Raw genomic sequence first — 15589 nt, 5'->3', positions numbered from 1 at the left:
ACCCCGCTCCCCCGTGGCTCGCGCACGATCAGGAGGCTGCCCATGTCCGCGTCCCTCTCCCGACCGCGTGTGGGGGTGTGGCTGATCGGAGCCCGAGGCTCCGTCGCCACCACCGTCGTCACGGGGTGCGCCGCCGTCGCCGCGGGACTGCACCCGCCCACCGGCATGGTCACCGAGACGCCCCCGTTCACCGACAGCGGCCTGCCCGCGCTGTCCGACCTCGTCTTCGGCGGCCACGACACCCTCGACTGCCCCCTGCCCAAACGCGCCGAGTCCCTGACCGCAGGCGGCGTCCTCCCACCCGGAGTGGCCACCGCCGTCACCGCCGAACTCGCCGCCGCCGACCGTGAGATCAGGCCCGGCGGCCCCACCCCCGGGGACACCAGGAGCGAAACCGAACTGATCACGGCCTTCGCCGACGACCTGCGCGACTTCATGCACCACCACGAGCTGGAGCGGGCCGTGGTGGTGAACGTCGCCTCCACCGAACCCGTCGCCCACGGGCCCGACGCCCCCCTGCCCGCCAGCACCCTGTACGCGCTGGCCGCCCTGCGCGCGGGCTGCCCCTACGTCAACTTCACCCCTTCCGAGGGCATGCACCACCCGGTCGCCGCCCGAGAGGCCGAGCACAGCGGCCTGCCCCACGCGGGCCGGGACGGCAAGACCGGGCAGACCCTGCTGCGGGCCGTGCTCGGCCCGATGTTCGCCCAGCGGGCCCTGACGGTCCGGGCCTGGTCGGGCACGAACCTGCTGGGCGGCGGCGACGGTGCCGCCCTCGCCGACCCGGCCGCCGCCGCGGCGAAGAACGCCGGCAAGGAACGCGTCCTCGCCGACACCCTCGGCACCGTCCCCGAGGGCGAGGTCCACATCGACGACGTCCCCGCCCTCGGCGACTGGAAGACCGCCTGGGACCACATCGCCTTCGACGGTTTCCTCGGCACCCGCATGATCCTCCAGACCATCTGGCAGGGCTGCGACTCGGCCCTGGCCGCACCCCTGGTGCTGGACCTGGCCCGCCTGACCGCCCGCGCCCACGAGGCGGGCGTGTCCGGCCCGCTCGGCGCTCTCGGCTTCTACTTCAAGGACCCGGTGGGGGAGGGGCCCTCGGGGTTGTCCGAGCAGTACGAGGAACTGGTCCGGTTCGGGCGGAGCCTCGGGGAGGCCGACGGAGCGGACCGCGCCACCAGGGTGTCGCGGGACACGGAGAAGGCAGGAGAGGCCCTGTGACGCTGGGCGAGAGCACGTCCGGATGCTCCGACGGGACGGCCGCGACCGCCCCGGGAGCCCCTGCCGCCGCCGACCGCAGGGGAGCCACTGCCGACCGCAGGGGAGCCGCTGCCGTCGCCCCCGGAGACACTGCCGTCGCCCCCGGAGGCACTGCCGTTGCCGCCCTCCCGGGAGGCACATCCACCACCGTCGCCCCTCGCGCCCACCCCGGCCGCTCGCACCGGAGCCGCGCCTGGGCCGAACTGCTGCGTCTGCCGGCCCTGTTCAGCGTCCCAGGCGACGCCCTGGCCGGCGCGGCGGCAACCGGCGCACCCGTCAGCTCCCGCACTCTGCTCGCCATCGCCTCCTCCCTCTGCCTGTACGAGGCCGGCATGGCCCTCAACGACTGGGCCGACCGCGACATCGACGCCGTCGAACGCCCGCACCGCCCCCTGCCCTCCGGCCGCATCCGCCCCGCCGCCGCCCTCACGGCGGCCTGCGCCCTCACCGGAGCCGGACTGGCCCTGGCCGCCCGCGCGGGCCGCCCGGCCCTGACCGTCGCCGCACCCCTCGCGGCAACCGTCTGGGCGTACGACCTCGGCCTGAAACACACACCCGCCGGGCCCGTGGCCATGGGCACGGCCCGCGGCCTCGACCTGCTCCTGGGGGCCGCGGCCACAAGGGGCAGCGTCCGCCCGGCCCTGCCCTCCGCCGCCCTCCTCGGCACCCACACCCTCGCCGTGACCACGGTCTCCCGCCAGGAGGCCCGGGGCGGCTCACCCGTGCCACCGCTGGCGGCCCTCGCGACGACGGCTCTGCTGACCCGACTGGTGACGCGGCACTCGGGCGGGGCGACGGGAGAGGGCCGTCAGCCGACCGTCCACGGAGTGACGCGGGGGCGTCGGCAGGTGACTGTCGACGGAGTGACGCGGGGCCGTCGGCAGGTGACCGTCCACGGCCCGGCCGGTCCCCGGCCGACTCCACACCCGGCGCAGGACTCCGGAGCGCTGCTCACCACCGCCCTCGGCGCCGCCTACGCCGCCACGACCGCCCGCCCCTGCCTCCACGCCACCCTGAATCCCTCACCTCCTCTCACCCAACGCGCCGTCGGCGCCGGCATCCGCGCCACGATCCCCCTTCAGGCCGCCCTCGCCGCCCGCTCCCGGGGCACGGCCACGGCACTTCTCATCGCCGCCCTCGCCCCCCTCGGAGCCCGGTTCGCAAAGAAGGTGAGCGTCACTTGAGCGCCGAAGCCCGGGCCCCCGAACCCCGAGCAGCCTCCGAAAGGAGTGCCGAAGCGTCAGATGCCCCCGGCCCGCGGGCCTCGGCCGGCTCGCCCGGCACGATCGCCCGGGCCACCGCCGCTCCACACACCAGCGGCGCCTCTCCCGGTGTCCTCCCTCCGCTCCGCTTCGGCTACGGCACCAACGGTCTCGCCGACCTCCGGCTCGACGACGCCCTCGCCCTCCTCGCCGACCTCGGCTACGACGGCGTCGGACTGACCCTCGACCACATGCACCTCGACCCGCTCGCCCCCGACCTCGCCGCCCGCACCCGCCGGGTCGCGCACCGGCTGGACGAACTCGGGCTGGGCGTCACCATCGAGACGGGCGCCCGCTATGTGCTCGACCCGCGCCGCAAGCACGGCCCGTCCCTGCTGGACCCGGACCCTGAAGACCGGGCCCGCCGGGCCGGCCTCCTCGTCCGGGCCGTTCGGGTCGCCGCCGACCTCGGCGCGCACGCCGTCCACTGCTTCAGCGGCATCGTCCCGGCGGCCACCGACACGGACACCGCGTGGAAACGCCTCACCGAGGCCCTCACCCCCGTCCTGGACGCCGCGGCCTGCGCGGGCATCCCGCTCGCCGTCGAACCCGAGCCCGGCCACCTCCTGGCCACCCTGGCCGACTTCCACCACCTCCGCGGCCTCCTCGGTGACCCCGAATACCTCGGCCTCACCCTGGACATCGGCCACTGCCAGTGCCTCGAACCCCTCTCTCCCGCCGACTGCGTGCGCGCCGCCGCCCCTTGGCTGCGGCACGTCCAGATCGAGGACATGCGGCGCGGTGTCCACGAGCACCTGCCCTTCGGGGACGGGGAGATCGACTTCCCCCCGGTCCTGGCGGCCCTCGCCGCCACCGGCTACCAGGGCCTGACCGTCGTCGAACTGCCCCGCCACTCCCACGGCGGCCCGCACTTCGCCACACACTCCCTCCCGTTCCTCCGCCGCGCCGAGCGGACCGCGGCCACCCTGCCGCCTGACACCGCTCCGGCCCCCCAGCAGGCCGCGCCACCCCACGGCGCTCCCTCCGCCACCCATGAGGGGAGCAGCACCGGATGACCCATACCGGAGCCACACCAGAGGCGAGAACCGAGAACACCCGCAGCTCCGAGGCAGCGCCAGGCCTTGAGGACACGGACCGGAGCCCCGAGGCAGCGCCGGGCCTCGAGGACACGGACCGAAGCCCCGACGGTGCCCATGACCTGAAGGACACGGACCGAAGCCCCGACGGTGCCCATGACCTGAAGGACACGGACCGGGGCACTGACAGCGCCCATGACCTGAAGGACACCGACCGGAGCGCCACCGGCCGCGGTCCCCAGGCCGCCTCTGGCGACGCCCGCACCCGCACCCGCCACCCCGCCCAAGACACCGCACCCACCCCCTCGCTCACCGACCTCCGCCACCACCTCACGACCCACCTGGACCCGGTCGCCCGCACCTGGCTCGACCACGCCCTCGACGAGGCCGCCGCCCACCCCGGCCTCCACGGACCCGTCTCCGTCTGGGAACTGCGCCTCGCCGAAGCCGGCCGGCGCTGCGGCCCCGCGTACGCCGACGCCGCACGCGTCCTCATCCTGGACGCGGCCCGCGCCGGCACCGACGCCCTGACCCGGGTGTACTTCCAAGGCACCGCCGACGAACGCCGGGCCGTGCTGCACGCCCTGCCCCACCTCGTCTCCCATCCGGGCGCCCTCCCACTGATCGAGGACGCGCTGCGCACCAACGACACCCGGCTCCTCGGCGCCGCGGTCGGCCCCTACGCCGCCCGGCACCTGACCGCCCACGCCTGGCGTCACTCCGTGCTGAAGTGCCTGTTCACCGGTGTCCCGGTCGACGACGTGGCGGACCTGCCCCGGCGCGCCGCCGGCGACGTCGAACTCGCCCGCATGCTGGGCGACTACGCGGCCGAACGCACCGCCGCCGGCCGCACCGTTCCCGAGGACCTGTACCGCGTCCTGGACCTGACCGAGTCCGTCACCCCGGCCCCCGGCACGGACCACCCCCACGTCAAGGAGTCCTGATGCGCATCTTCGACCCCCACATCCACATGACGTCCCGGACCACCGACGACTACGAGGCCATGTACGCCGCCGGTGTCCGCGCCCTCGTCGAGCCGTCCTTCTGGCTCGGCCAGCCGCGCACCTCTCCCGCCTCCTTCCGTGACTACTTCGACGCCCTCCTCGGCTGGGAGCCCTTCCGCGCCGCCCAGTACGGCATCGCCCACCACTGCACCATCGCCCTCAACCCCAAGGAGGCGAACGATCCGCGCTGCCGTCCCGTCCTCGACGAACTGCCCCGGTATCTCGTCAAGGACAACGTCGTGGCGGTCGGGGAGATCGGCTACGACTCCATGACCCCCGCCGAGGACACCGCCCTCGCCACACAGCTACAGCTCGCCGCCGACCACGGCCTGCCCGCCCTTGTGCACACCCCGCACCGGGACAAACTCGCCGGACTGCGCCGCACCCTCGACGTCGTCCGCGAGTCCGCACTCGCTCCGGACCGGGTCCTGGTCGACCACCTCAACGAGACCACCGTCAAGGAGGCCAGGGACAGCGGCTGCTGGCTGGGCTTCTCCGTCTATCCGGACACCAAGATGGACGAGGAGCGCATGGTCGACATCCTGCGCGCCTACGGAACCGGGCAGGTCCTGGTGAACTCCGCCGCCGACTGGGGGAAGAGCGACCCCCTCAAGACCCGCAAGGTCGGCGACCTCATGCTGGCCGAGGGCTTCGACGAGGACGACGTCGATCAGGTGCTGTGGCGCAACCCCGTCGCCTTCTACGGGCTCAGCGGACGCCTGAACCTCGATGTCACCGGCACGGAGACCAGCCACGAGGGCAACTCCGTCCTGCGCGGCGCCCCGAAGGATCCGCAGGAGCCGGACAGCGGCCCAGAGGAGTCGGTCCCCGTCCCCGCCGCGGAGGCGTGAACCATGCGCTTCCGCCACCCCGACGGCTCCACCGTCCACCTCGCCTACTGCACCAACGTCCACCCCGCCGAAACCCTCGACGGCGTCCTCGCCCAGCTCCGCGACCACTGCGAGCCCGTCCGCCGACGCCTGGGCCGAGACCGGCTGGGCATCGGGCTGTGGCTCGCCAAGGACGCCGCCCTCGCCCTCGTCACCGACCCGTCCGCCCTGCGTAGCCTGCGCACCGAGCTCGACCGGCGCGGCCTCGAGGTCGTCACCCTCAACGGCTTCCCCTATGAGGGCTTCGGTGCCGAAGAGGTCAAGTACCGCGTCTACAAGCCGGACTGGGCCGACCCGGAACGCCTCGACCACACCACCGCCCTGGCCCGCGTCCTCGCCGGTCTCCTCCCCGACGACGTCACCGACGGGACCGTTTCCACGCTGCCCCTCGCCTGGCGCACCGCGTACGACGACACACGAGCGGAGACCGCCCGCACCGCGCTGCGCACCCTCGCCGAACGCCTCGACGCCCTCCAGGAACTGACCGGCCGCTCCATCCGCGTCGGCCTGGAACCGGAACCCGGATGCGTCGTCGAGACCACCCACGACGCCATCGCCCCGCTGACCGCGATCGGTCACCACCGCATCGGCATCTGCGTCGACACCTGCCATCTCGCCACCTCTTTCGAAGACCCGCACACCGCCCTGGACGCGCTCACCGCAGCCCGCGTCCCCGTCGTGAAATCCCAGCTGTCCGCCGCCCTGCACGCAGAGCACCCCCATCTCCCCGAGGTGCGCGAAGCACTGGCCGCCTTCGCCGAACCCCGCTTCCTGCACCAGACCCGCACGGCGACCGCCGCCGGCCTGCGCACCACCGACGACCTCGACGAGGCCCTCGCCGGACCCGCCCTGCCGGACGCCTCACCCTGGCGCTCCCACTTCCACGTCCCGCTGCACGCGGCCCCCGCCGCACCCCTCACCTCCACCCTCCCGGTCCTGAAATCCGCACTGACCCGGCTGGTCGGCGGCCCCACCCCACTCACCCGCCATCTGGAGGTCGAGACCTACACCTGGCAGGCCCTTCCGCCCGAGCTGCGCCCCAAGGGCCGCACCCAGCTCGCCCAGGGCATCGCCGCCGAACTCACCCTCGCCCGCGACCTGCTGACGGACCTCGGCCTGAAGGAGCTGCCATGAGCACCGGCCCCCATGAGCACCCCGATCCGGCCGCCACGGACACACCCGCCCCGCTTCCGGAGACCTCGGTCACACCCGCCCCGCTCCCGGCGGCCACCGGCCCGGACCGCCCCACCCCGCTTCTCGTGCTCGACGTCGTCGGCCTCACCCCCCGCCTCCTCGACCACATGCCCCACCTCAAGGCGCTCGGCCGGTCCGGCTCCCGTGCCCCGCTGGGCACCGTCCTGCCCGCCGTCACCTGTGCCGCACAGTCCACCTTCCTCACCGGCACCATGCCCTCGGAGCACGGCATCGTCGGCAACGGCTGGTACTTCCGCGAACTCGGCGACGTCCTGCTGTGGCGCCAGCACAACGGACTCGTGGCCGGCGACAAGATCTGGGACGCCGCCCGCCGCGTACACCCCGGCTACACCGTCGCGAACATCTGCTGGTGGTACGCCATGGGCGCCGACACCGACATCACCGTCACCCCCCGTCCCGTCTACTACGCCGACGGCCGCAAGGAACCCGACTGCTACACCCGCCCGGCCGCGCTCCACGACGAACTCACCGACAGGTTCGGCACGTTCCCCCTGTTCCACTTCTGGGGCCCGGGAGCCGACCTCGTCTCCAGCCGGTGGATCATCGACGCCACCCGCCACATCATCACCACCCGCCACCCTGATCTGACGCTCTGTTACCTCCCTCACCTCGACTACGACCTGCAGCGCTTCGGCCCCGACGACCCGCGCTCGCTCAAGGCGGCCGCCGACCTGGACGCCGCCCTGGCCCCGCTGCTGGACGACGCCCGCGCAGAGGGCCGTACCGTCGTCGCGCTGTCCGAGTACGGCATCACCCGCGTGAACCGGCACGTCGACATCAACCGCGCCCTGCGCCGCGCCGGACTGCTGGAGGTGCACACGCAGGACGGCATGGAGTACCTCGACCCGATGGCGTCCCGTGCCTTCGCGGTCGCCGACCACCAGATCGCCCATGTCTACGTGCGCCGCCCCGAGGACCTCGAAGCCACCCGGGCCGCACTCGACGGCCTGCCCGGCATCGCCCAACTCCTGGACGACGAGGGCAAGAAGGCGCATCACCTCGACCATCCGCGTGCCGGCGAACTCGTCGCCGTGGCGGAAGCCGACGCCTGGTTCACCTACTACTACTGGCTCGACGACGACCGCGCGCCCGACTTCGCTCAACTGGTCGAGATCCACCGCAAACCCGGCTACGACCCGGTCGAACTCTTCATGGATCCCCTCGACCCCTACGTCAAGGTCAAGGCGGCCACCGCACTGGCGCGCAAGAAGCTCGGCATGCGCTACCGCATGGCGGTCGTGCCCCTGGATCCCTCACCTATTCGCGGCAGCCACGGCCGCCTTCCGCAGAGCGACGACGACGGTCCGCTCCTCATCTGCTCCACCCCCCGCGCTGTCGGCGACCGCGTCGCGGCCACCGATGTGAAGTCACTGCTGCTCCGACTCGCCGGTCTCACCTGAGGCCACAGGCCTCAGCACCGACCGCTCACAAGTGAAGCACTCACCACTGACAACGCCCCGCGATCACGAGGAGTTCCCCGCATGAGCCGCTTCTCCCAGCCCGACCCCGAGCTCGGCCACCGCCTCAGCAGACGAGGCATGCTGGGCGTGGCCGCCGGTGCCACCGCGGCCGCCCTGCTCGGCGCCGCGGCCCCGGCGAGCGCCGCCACCGGCAACGCGGCCGCCACCGGAAGCGCAACGCCCGCCACGGCCTCCGGCGCCAAGGGCCGCGGCCGCCCCGTCCTGCCGCCCGGCCGCCTGGGCATACAGCTCTACAGCCTGCGCGACAAGGTCTCCACCCTCGGCTTCGGCCCCGTCTTCGCCGAACTGGAGCGGTACGGCTACGACGAGGTCGAATTCGCCGGATACACCCAGGGCTCCGCCGGCCCCATCACGCTCGCCCAGCTCAAGCGGCTCGCCCGCAACCACGGCCTCAACCCGATCGGCAGCCACGTCGGCTACTACTCCGACGACCCGAACGCCTACACCTTCGCCCAGAACCTCACCAAGGTCCTCGACGACGCCCAGGCCCTCGGCCTCAAGCACATCGGCACGGCATCCGGCCCGTTTCGCTACGGCTCGACCGTCGACGCCTGGAAGCGCGCCGCCGAGGACTTCAACACCTACGGGGCGGCAGCCAGGGCCCGCGGCATGAAGTTCTACCAGCACAACCACTCCGAGGAGTTCTCCTTCGCCACCGACAACCCCAAGGTCCGCCTCTACGACATCCTGCTCAGGGAGACCGACCCGGACCTCGTCCACCTGGAGATGGACATCTACTGGGCGTACGTCGGCCAGTTCCGCTTCTCCAAGCGGCCCGACGGCACGCCCGCCCCGTTCGAACCGCTGAACTACGTCCTGCGGCAGCCCGACCGCTACCCGCTCTTCCACGTGAAGGACGGCGAGAGCGACCCGTCGAACCCGTACGGCTACCGCATGACCGACGTCGGCGACGGGGACATCGACTACCAGCGGTTCATCTCCGCCGTCACCCGGCTGCGCGGCCACCGCACGGCCCACCACTGGCAGGCCGAGCACGACAACCCGGCCGAGTCCTTCACCTTCGCGCGGCGCTCCAGCGCGCACCTGCACTCCCTCAGGGAGAAGTGCTGACCACTGTGCGGACATGAGGAGGCCCCTCCCCGAACGGGGAGGGGCCTCCTCATGGGTGCCGCGGACGTCAGCCCGTGGTCCGCGTCCGAGCCGGCGCGCGACCCGGCTGGCGCAGCAGCAGGGCCACCAGAGCGGCGAGCATCGACACGCCCCCGGCGAGCGCGTACGCGCCGTCGTAACCCCAGGCCGCGACCACCATCGAGCCCAGCCCGCCGCCGAACAGTCCGCTGATCAGCTTGCCGCTGTAGACCAGCCCGTAGTTGGTGGCGTTGTAGTTCTCCCCGAAGTAGTCCGGGGTGAGCGCCGCGAACAGCGGGTAGAACGCGCCGCCGCCGAAGCCGGACAGGAACGCGAAGAACAGGAACAGCCACTCGCTCTTCAGGTCGCCCGCCCAGATCACGCCGAACTGGGCGAGGCCCAGCACGACGATGACGAAGACCAGGGTGGACTTGCGGCCCCACCGGTCGGACAGCCAGCCCACCACGCCGCGGCCGACGCCGTTGACCACCGCCATCACGCCCATCGACGACGCCGCCACCAGCGGGCCGAAACCCACCTCTTTGGCGAAGTCGACCTGGAACGAGATGCCGAAGATCGACACGCCGGCGGTCATCACCACCGAGAGCCACATCAGCGGCAGCATGCCCGTGCGGATGGCCTCCTTCGGGGTGTACTGCCGTACCGCGGGCGGGTTCTTGGCCAGGCTCGCCGCGTTCTTGCGGTCCCCGGAGAAGGACAGCGGGTCGATCTCCGCGGGCCACCAGTTCTTCGGAGGGTCCTTGAAGAAGAACGCGCAGACCACGATCACGATCATGACGTAGGCGCCGATGAGGTCCAGGACACGGTGGTAGTTCGCCGTGTCGAAGCCGTAGTTGAAGATGAAGATGAACGGCAGCGACCCGTACGCGAACCCTCCGTTGACGAACCCCGTGCGGGCGCCGCGCCGCTCCGGGAACCACTTGCCGACCATGTTGATGCAGGTGGCGTAGACGAGCCCGGCGCCGATGCCGCCGACCACGCCGAAGCCGAGGATCGCCAGCAGCACGTTGTCCAGGTGAGACAGGGCCAGGAACCCCAGCAGGCACAGGCCCGACCCGATGTACATGGCCGACCGGGCCGACAGATGGCCCTTCTCCCGCAGCCAGCCCGCCGGGAAGGCGATACCGGCCTGGAAGAACACCCAGACGCTGAGGATCCAGAAGGTGTTGCTCTGCGTCCAGCCGTGCGCGTGGGACAGGGTGTCCTCCGCGGAGCCGTACGCGTACTCGAAGACGCTGATGGCCATCATGGCGATCCACGGCAGATACACCATGATCTTGCGGGAGTGGCCGAGGATGTCCCGGTCGGTCTCGCCGACGCGGTACACACGGCCGTGGGAGTCGGTGACCTCGCGGTAGGGACGGTGTGCGGCGTCGGAGGGTAAGGGGGCGGTACGTGCTTCGTACGGATCTGCCGTCATGTCAGGCTGTGTCCTCGCCGAGCGGTTGCGGGTTGGGGGAGATGCGGCGCGTTTCCTTGTCGCGTCCCGGCGGTGTCAGGAACAGCGCCATGCAGCCGGCGAAGAGGGAGATGGAGCCGGCCAGGATGAAGGCACCGGAGTGCCCCCAGGCGCCGACGACCACGGCACCCATGCCGGCGCCCAGGCCGGAGACGAGCTTGGCGCTGTAGACCATGCCGTAGTTGGAGGCGTTGTTGTTCTCACCGAAGTAGTCGGCGGTGAGCGCCGCGAACATCGGGAAGATGGCACCGCCGCCGAAGCCGGAGATCGCGGAGAAGATCAGGAACAGGGTCAGGTTCTTGCTCTCGGCCGCCCAGAGGATGCCGTACTGGGCGAGGCCCAGGATGAGGCAGACGACCAGCAGGCACCGCTTGCGGCCGTACAGGTCGGAGAGCCAGCCGATGACGCCGCGGCCGGTGCCGTTGACGACCGCCTTCAGGGACATGGCCGTGGCCACGATCCCGCCGGCGAACCCCGCCTCCTCGCCGATGTCCACCTGGAAGGCGATGCCGAAGATGTTCACGCCGGACGTGCAGGCCAGGCAGAACCACATCAGGGCCACCCGGCCGGTCTTCCACGCCTCCTTGGGGGAGTACTGGCGCACCGCCGGAGGGTTCATCCGCAGCGAGCGGGCCGCGCGCGGGTCGTCCGGCGGGTTCAGCGGGTCGATCGTGGAGGGCCACCAGTTCTTGGGCGGGTCCTTGAAGAAGTAGCCGGAGCACGCGACCATGCCGGCCAGGAACACACCCACCGAGACCAGCACCCAGCGGAAGTTGGTCAGGTCCATGTAGCCGTTGAAGAGGAACACGAAGGGCACCGAGCCGTAGGCGAAACCGCCGTTGACGAAGCCGGTCTTGCCGCCCTTGCGCTCCGGATACCACTTGCCGACCATGTTGACGCAGGTGGCGTACACCATGCCCGCGCCCATGCCGCTGAACATGCTGAAGCCGATGTAGGCGAAGACCACGTGCGGCGCGAAGGCGAGGGACAGGTAGCCCAGCAGGGTGCCCGTCGCGCCGAGCATCATGGCCCAGCGGGCCGGCAGTTTTCCGCTCTCACGCAGTTTGCCCGCGGGGAAGGCCACCGCGGCCTGGAAGAAGACCCAGACGGTCATCATCCAGAAGATGTGCATGCTGTTCCAGCTGTGCGCCGTGTGCAGGGTGTCCTCGGCGGACGCGAACGCGTACTCGGCGGAGGAGATGCCCATCATGCCGATCCAGGGCAGGATCACCATCCACTTGCGCTTGCGGCCCATGATGTCGATGTCGGTCTCACCGAGGCGGTAGACGCGACCGTTCGCGTCGGTGACCTCCCGGTAGGGAACCGTGGTGGGCAGATCGGTCGTTGTCATGTCGTGTCGCACCCCTTGCGTCGAAAGATCTGGCCAGCGCCCCCTGTCCCATGCCTTTCGTGCGCGTGCGGGTCCCGGGGCCGGCCGACGCGCACCGTCGGCCGGCCCCCCGCTCACTCACCTCATGTACCGCCCCCCAGCCGTCCCGCCTCCCGCGCCCAGCGGTACTTCGCGCCGAGCACGGCCACCGGCTTCTCGGTCGTGTACGGATAAGCCACGACCCCGCGCTCGAAGAGGTACTGGCAGGCCTCCTCCACCTCCACGTCGCCCGCGAGCGACGCCACCACGGGTTTCTCGATCCCGCGCTCCCGGAATTCGGCCACCACGCGCGCGGTGAGCTCCGCGAACACCATGGGAGGAGTGACGATGGTGTGCCAGTAGCCGAGGACCAGCGCGTGGATGCGCGGATCCTCCAGCCCCAGCCGGATCGTCGCCTCGTACGTCGACGGCGGCTCGCCCCCGGTGATGTCCACCGGGTTGCCCGCGGCCCCGAAGGGCGGGATGAACTTCCGGAACGCCTCGTCCAGGTCCGGCGGGATCTCCATCAGGGACAGGCCGTTGTCCGTCACCGCGTCGGAGAGCAGCACCCCGCTGCCGCCCGCACCAGTGATGATCACGACGTTGTCGCCCTGGGGGGCGGGAAGCACCGGCAACGCGCGCGCGTACTCCAGCATGTCGTTCAGCCCCGGCGCGCGGATCACTCCGGCCTGCCGCAGGATGTCGTCGTACACGGCGTCGTCGCCCGCGAGGGCGCCGGTGTGCGAACCGGCCGCCTTGGCCCCGGCCGCCGTCCGCCCGGCCTTCAGCACGACCACCGGCTTCTTCGGCACGGTCGCCCGCGCGGCCTCCACGAAGGCCCGGCCGTCCTTGAGGTCCTCCAGGTGCATCGCGATGCAGTCGGTGTGCGGGTCCTCGCCGAACCAGGTCAGCAGGTCGTCCTCGTCCAGGTCCGACTTGTTGCCGAGCCCGACGATCGCCGACACACCCGTCTTGGTGGTGCGCGCGAAGCCCAGGATGGCCATCCCGATGCCGCCCGACTGCGAGGTCAGTGCCACCCCGCCCTTGACGTCGTACGGTGTGCAGAACGTGGCGCACAGGTCCTGCCAGGTCGAGTAGTAGCCGTAGATGTTCGGCCCCAGCAGGCGGACGCCGTGCCGCTCGGCGATCTCCACGATCTCCGCCTGGAGTTCGTGCTCGCCGGTCTCCGCGAACCCGGAGGGGATCAGCACGGCGTTCGGGATCTTCTTGCGTCCCACTTCCTCCAGGGCCGAGGCCACGAACTTGGCGGGGATCGCGAAGACCGCCACATCCACCTCACCGGGAACGTCCGTGACACTCTTGTACGCCTTGCGGCCCAGAATGTCATCGGCCTTGGGGTTCACCGGGTGGATCTCGCCCGCGAAGCCTCCGTCTACGAGGTTGCGCATCACCGAATTGCCGATCTTGCCCTGCTCGTTGGAGGCGCCGATCACGGCGACCGAGCGGGGCTGCATCAGCCGGCGCATCGAGGTGAGGATCTCCTCGCGCGAGTACTTCCGGCGCGGCGCGGGCTGGGACTCGGCGAGGATCACCCGGATGTCGGCCGCGACGGCCCCCTCCGCCGTGGCGATCACCGGGTTGAGGTCCACCTCGGCGATCTCGGGGAAGTCCGCGACGAGTTGGGACACCCGGCGGATCTGCTCGGCCACGGCCCACCGGTCCACGCCCGCCTGGCCGCGCACCCCGCGCAGGATCTCCGCCGACCGGATCGAGTCCAGCATCGACAGTGCCTCGTCGGCGGTCACCGGCGCCAGCCGGAACGTGACGTCCTTGAGCACCTCGACGAGCACTCCGCCGAGCCCGAAGGCGACCACCTTCCCGAACGTCGGGTCCGTGACCGCGCCGACGATGACCTCCTGTCCCTTCGGCAGCAGCTCCTGCACCTGTACGCCCGAGATGCGGGCGTCGGCGCTGTAGGCGCGAGCGTTGTCGATGATCGTGTGGAACGCGGCCCGTACGTCGGCCGCGCCCTCGACCCCGACGATCACACCGCCGGCGTCGGTCTTGTGCAGGATGTCGGGCGAGACGATCTTCATCACGACGGGCCCGCCGAAGCGCGCCGCGAACGCCACGGCCTCGTCGACGTCCGTCGCCAGTTCCTCGCCCGGTACGGCGATCCCGTACGCGTCGGCGATCACCTTGCCCTCGGGCGCGGTCAGCGCGGTCCGCCCCTCGGCCCGCACGGACTCCAGGAGGGACCGCACCCGCAGGACCCGGTCTTCCGCCATCACGTCAGATCACTCCGTTCGACTTGAGCAGGCGCACTTCCTCGTCGCCGAGGCCGAGTTCGCCGACGTACACCTCTTCGTTGTGCTCGCCGAGCAGGGGTGAGCTGGTCACGTCGACGGGCGAGTCGGACAGCTTGAGCGGGCTGCCGACGGTCACGAAGTCGCCGCGCTCGGGGTGCGGGACGGTGACGACCATCTCGTTGGCGACCAGCGAACGGTCCTCGATGATCTCCCGGGTGGACAGGATCGGCCCGCACGGGATGTTGTGCGCGTTGAGCCGCTCCAGCACCTCCCACTTGGGCAGGGTGGAGGACCACTCCTCGATCAGCTGGAACATCTTGCCCAGCTTGGGCAGCCGCGCCTCGGGCGTCGCCCACTCGGGGTCGTCGGCCAGCTCGGGCCGGCCGATGAGCTCGCTGATCGGCTGCCAGCCGACGGGCTGCACGATGACGTACACGTAGTCGTTCGGGCCGCCCGGCGCGCACTTGACCGCCCAGCCGGGCTGTCCGCCGCCGGACGCGTTCCCGGACCTGGGAACCTCGTCGCCGAAGTCCTCGTTGGGATATTCAGCGAGCGGCCCGTGTGCCAGACGCTGCTGATCCCGCAGCTTCACCCGGCACAGGTTGAGTACGGCGTGCTGCATGGCCACGTTGACCCGCTGCCCGCGCCCGGTGCGCTCCCGTTGGTAGAGCGCGGCGAGGATGCCCGCCACGGCGTGCACACCCGTCCCCGAGTCCCCGATCTGGGCCCCCGTCGCCAGCGGCGGTCCGTCCTCGAAGCCGGTGGTCGACATCGACCCGCCCATGGCCTGCGCGACGACCTCGTACGCCTTGAAGTTGGTGTACGGGCCCTCGCCGAACCCCTTGATGGAGGCATAGACGATCCGTGGATTGATCTCCTGGATGCGGTCCCAGGTGAAGCCCATCCGGTCCACCGCACCCGGGCCGAAGTTCTCGACCATGACGTCGGAGCGCCGGATCAGCTCGGTGAGGATCTCCTTGCCGCGCTCGGTCTTGGTGTTGAGGGTGATGCTCCGCTTGTTGCAGTTGAGCATCGTGAAGTAGAGGGAGTCGACGTCCGGCAGGTCACGCAACTGCTTGCGCGTGATGTCGCCGGTCGGCGCCTCCAGCTTGACGACGTCCGCGCCGAGCCAGGCGAGCAGCTGCGTCGCCGACGGCCCGGACTGGACGTGGGTCATGTCCAGGACGCGGATGCCTTCGAGGGCTTTGGTGGAGGTAGCGGTCATC

12 protein-coding genes are annotated in these 15589 nt (G+C 71.3%); 8 read left to right on the top strand and 4 right to left on the bottom strand.

Annotation, left to right across the window (positions count from 1 at the left end):
• The first annotated feature begins 42 nt into the window (after positions 1 to 42).
• The 8 genes from ACFCXS_RS30805 (at position 43) to ACFCXS_RS30770 (ending at position 9226) form a co-directional block, all read left to right on the top strand.
• Positions 43 to 1227 (top strand): inositol-3-phosphate synthase, encoded by a 1185-nt coding sequence (locus tag ACFCXS_RS30805; RefSeq protein WP_376646633.1) that lies wholly within the window; start codon positions 43 to 45, stop codon positions 1225 to 1227.
• The gene (locus ACFCXS_RS30800) at positions 1224 to 2450 is read left to right on the top strand and encodes an SCO3242 family prenyltransferase (protein WP_376646632.1); all 1227 of its coding nucleotides are present in this window, start codon (positions 1224 to 1226) and stop codon (positions 2448 to 2450) included. The genes ACFCXS_RS30805 and ACFCXS_RS30800 overlap by 4 nt, the downstream gene beginning before the upstream one ends.
• A 101-nt stretch (positions 2451 to 2551) precedes the next feature.
• Complete coding sequence (locus tag ACFCXS_RS30795) at positions 2552 to 3544, top strand: sugar phosphate isomerase/epimerase family protein (RefSeq protein ID WP_376646684.1); 993 nt, start codon at positions 2552 to 2554, stop codon at positions 3542 to 3544.
• Positions 3545 to 3765: 221 nt separating this feature from the next.
• Positions 3766 to 4509 (top strand): EboA domain-containing protein, encoded by a 744-nt coding sequence (locus ACFCXS_RS30790; protein ID WP_376646683.1) that lies wholly within the window; start codon positions 3766 to 3768, stop codon positions 4507 to 4509.
• Positions 4509 to 5420 (top strand): TatD family hydrolase, encoded by a 912-nt coding sequence (locus ACFCXS_RS30785; protein WP_376646631.1) that lies wholly within the window; start codon positions 4509 to 4511, stop codon positions 5418 to 5420. Before ACFCXS_RS30790 ends, ACFCXS_RS30785 begins: the two co-directional genes overlap by 1 nt.
• Before the next feature lie 3 nt (positions 5421 to 5423).
• Positions 5424 to 6593 (top strand): metabolite traffic protein EboE, encoded by a 1170-nt coding sequence (eboE, locus tag ACFCXS_RS30780; RefSeq protein ID WP_376646630.1) that lies wholly within the window; start codon positions 5424 to 5426, stop codon positions 6591 to 6593.
• Complete coding sequence (locus tag ACFCXS_RS30775; RefSeq protein ID WP_376646629.1) at positions 6590 to 8074, top strand: nucleotide pyrophosphatase/phosphodiesterase family protein; 1485 nt, start codon at positions 6590 to 6592, stop codon at positions 8072 to 8074. The genes eboE and ACFCXS_RS30775 overlap by 4 nt, the downstream gene beginning before the upstream one ends.
• Before the next feature lie 81 nt (positions 8075 to 8155).
• Positions 8156 to 9226 (top strand): sugar phosphate isomerase/epimerase family protein, encoded by a 1071-nt coding sequence (locus ACFCXS_RS30770; RefSeq protein ID WP_376646628.1) that lies wholly within the window; start codon positions 8156 to 8158, stop codon positions 9224 to 9226.
• A 67-nt stretch (positions 9227 to 9293) separates the two neighbouring features.
• Here the strand turns inward: ACFCXS_RS30770 and ACFCXS_RS30765 are convergent, their stop codons facing one another.
• The 4 genes from ACFCXS_RS30765 to frc form a co-directional block, all read right to left on the bottom strand.
• Entirely contained in the window at positions 9294 to 10685 is a 1392-nt protein-coding gene (locus tag ACFCXS_RS30765) for an OFA family MFS transporter (RefSeq protein WP_376646627.1), read from the bottom strand.
• A 1-nt stretch (position 10686) separates the two neighbouring features.
• The gene (locus tag ACFCXS_RS30760; RefSeq protein WP_376646626.1) at positions 10687 to 12075 is read right to left on the bottom strand and encodes an OFA family MFS transporter; all 1389 of its coding nucleotides are present in this window, start codon (positions 12073 to 12075) and stop codon (positions 10687 to 10689) included.
• A 122-nt stretch (positions 12076 to 12197) separates the two neighbouring features.
• Entirely contained in the window at positions 12198 to 14342 is a 2145-nt protein-coding gene (locus ACFCXS_RS30755) for an acetate--CoA ligase family protein (RefSeq protein ID WP_376646625.1), read from the bottom strand.
• 4 nt (positions 14343 to 14346) lie between these two features.
• The gene (gene frc / locus ACFCXS_RS30750) at positions 14347 to 15588 is read right to left on the bottom strand and encodes a formyl-CoA transferase (protein WP_376646624.1); all 1242 of its coding nucleotides are present in this window, start codon (positions 15586 to 15588) and stop codon (positions 14347 to 14349) included.
• Between the last annotated feature and the right edge of the window lies 1 nt (position 15589).

Source organism: Streptomyces sp. NPDC056373 (assembly GCF_042262425.1).
Classification (GTDB): Bacteria; Actinomycetota; Actinomycetes; order Streptomycetales; family Streptomycetaceae; genus Streptomyces.
This window is presented reverse-complemented; position numbering and strand designations above follow the sequence as displayed.

Coding starts and splice junctions, on each gene's coding strand:
- ACFCXS_RS30805 (WP_376646633.1), top strand. CDS start 43: ATGTCCGCGTCCCTCTCCCGACCGCGTGTGGGGGTGTGGCTGATCGGA.
- ACFCXS_RS30770 (WP_376646628.1), top strand. CDS start 8,156: ATGAGCCGCTTCTCCCAGCCCGACCCCGAGCTCGGCCACCGCCTCAGC.
- ACFCXS_RS30775 (WP_376646629.1), top strand. CDS start 6,590: ATGAGCACCGGCCCCCATGAGCACCCCGATCCGGCCGCCACGGACACA.
- eboE (WP_376646630.1), top strand. CDS start 5,424: ATGCGCTTCCGCCACCCCGACGGCTCCACCGTCCACCTCGCCTACTGC.
- ACFCXS_RS30785 (WP_376646631.1), top strand. CDS start 4,509: ATGCGCATCTTCGACCCCCACATCCACATGACGTCCCGGACCACCGAC.
- ACFCXS_RS30765 (WP_376646627.1), bottom strand. CDS start 10,685: ATGACGGCAGATCCGTACGAAGCACGTACCGCCCCCTTACCCTCCGAC.
- ACFCXS_RS30760 (WP_376646626.1), bottom strand. CDS start 12,075: ATGACAACGACCGATCTGCCCACCACGGTTCCCTACCGGGAGGTCACC.
- ACFCXS_RS30755 (WP_376646625.1), bottom strand. CDS start 14,342: ATGGCGGAAGACCGGGTCCTGCGGGTGCGGTCCCTCCTGGAGTCCGTG.
- frc (WP_376646624.1), bottom strand. CDS start 15,588: ATGACCGCTACCTCCACCAAAGCCCTCGAAGGCATCCGCGTCCTGGAC.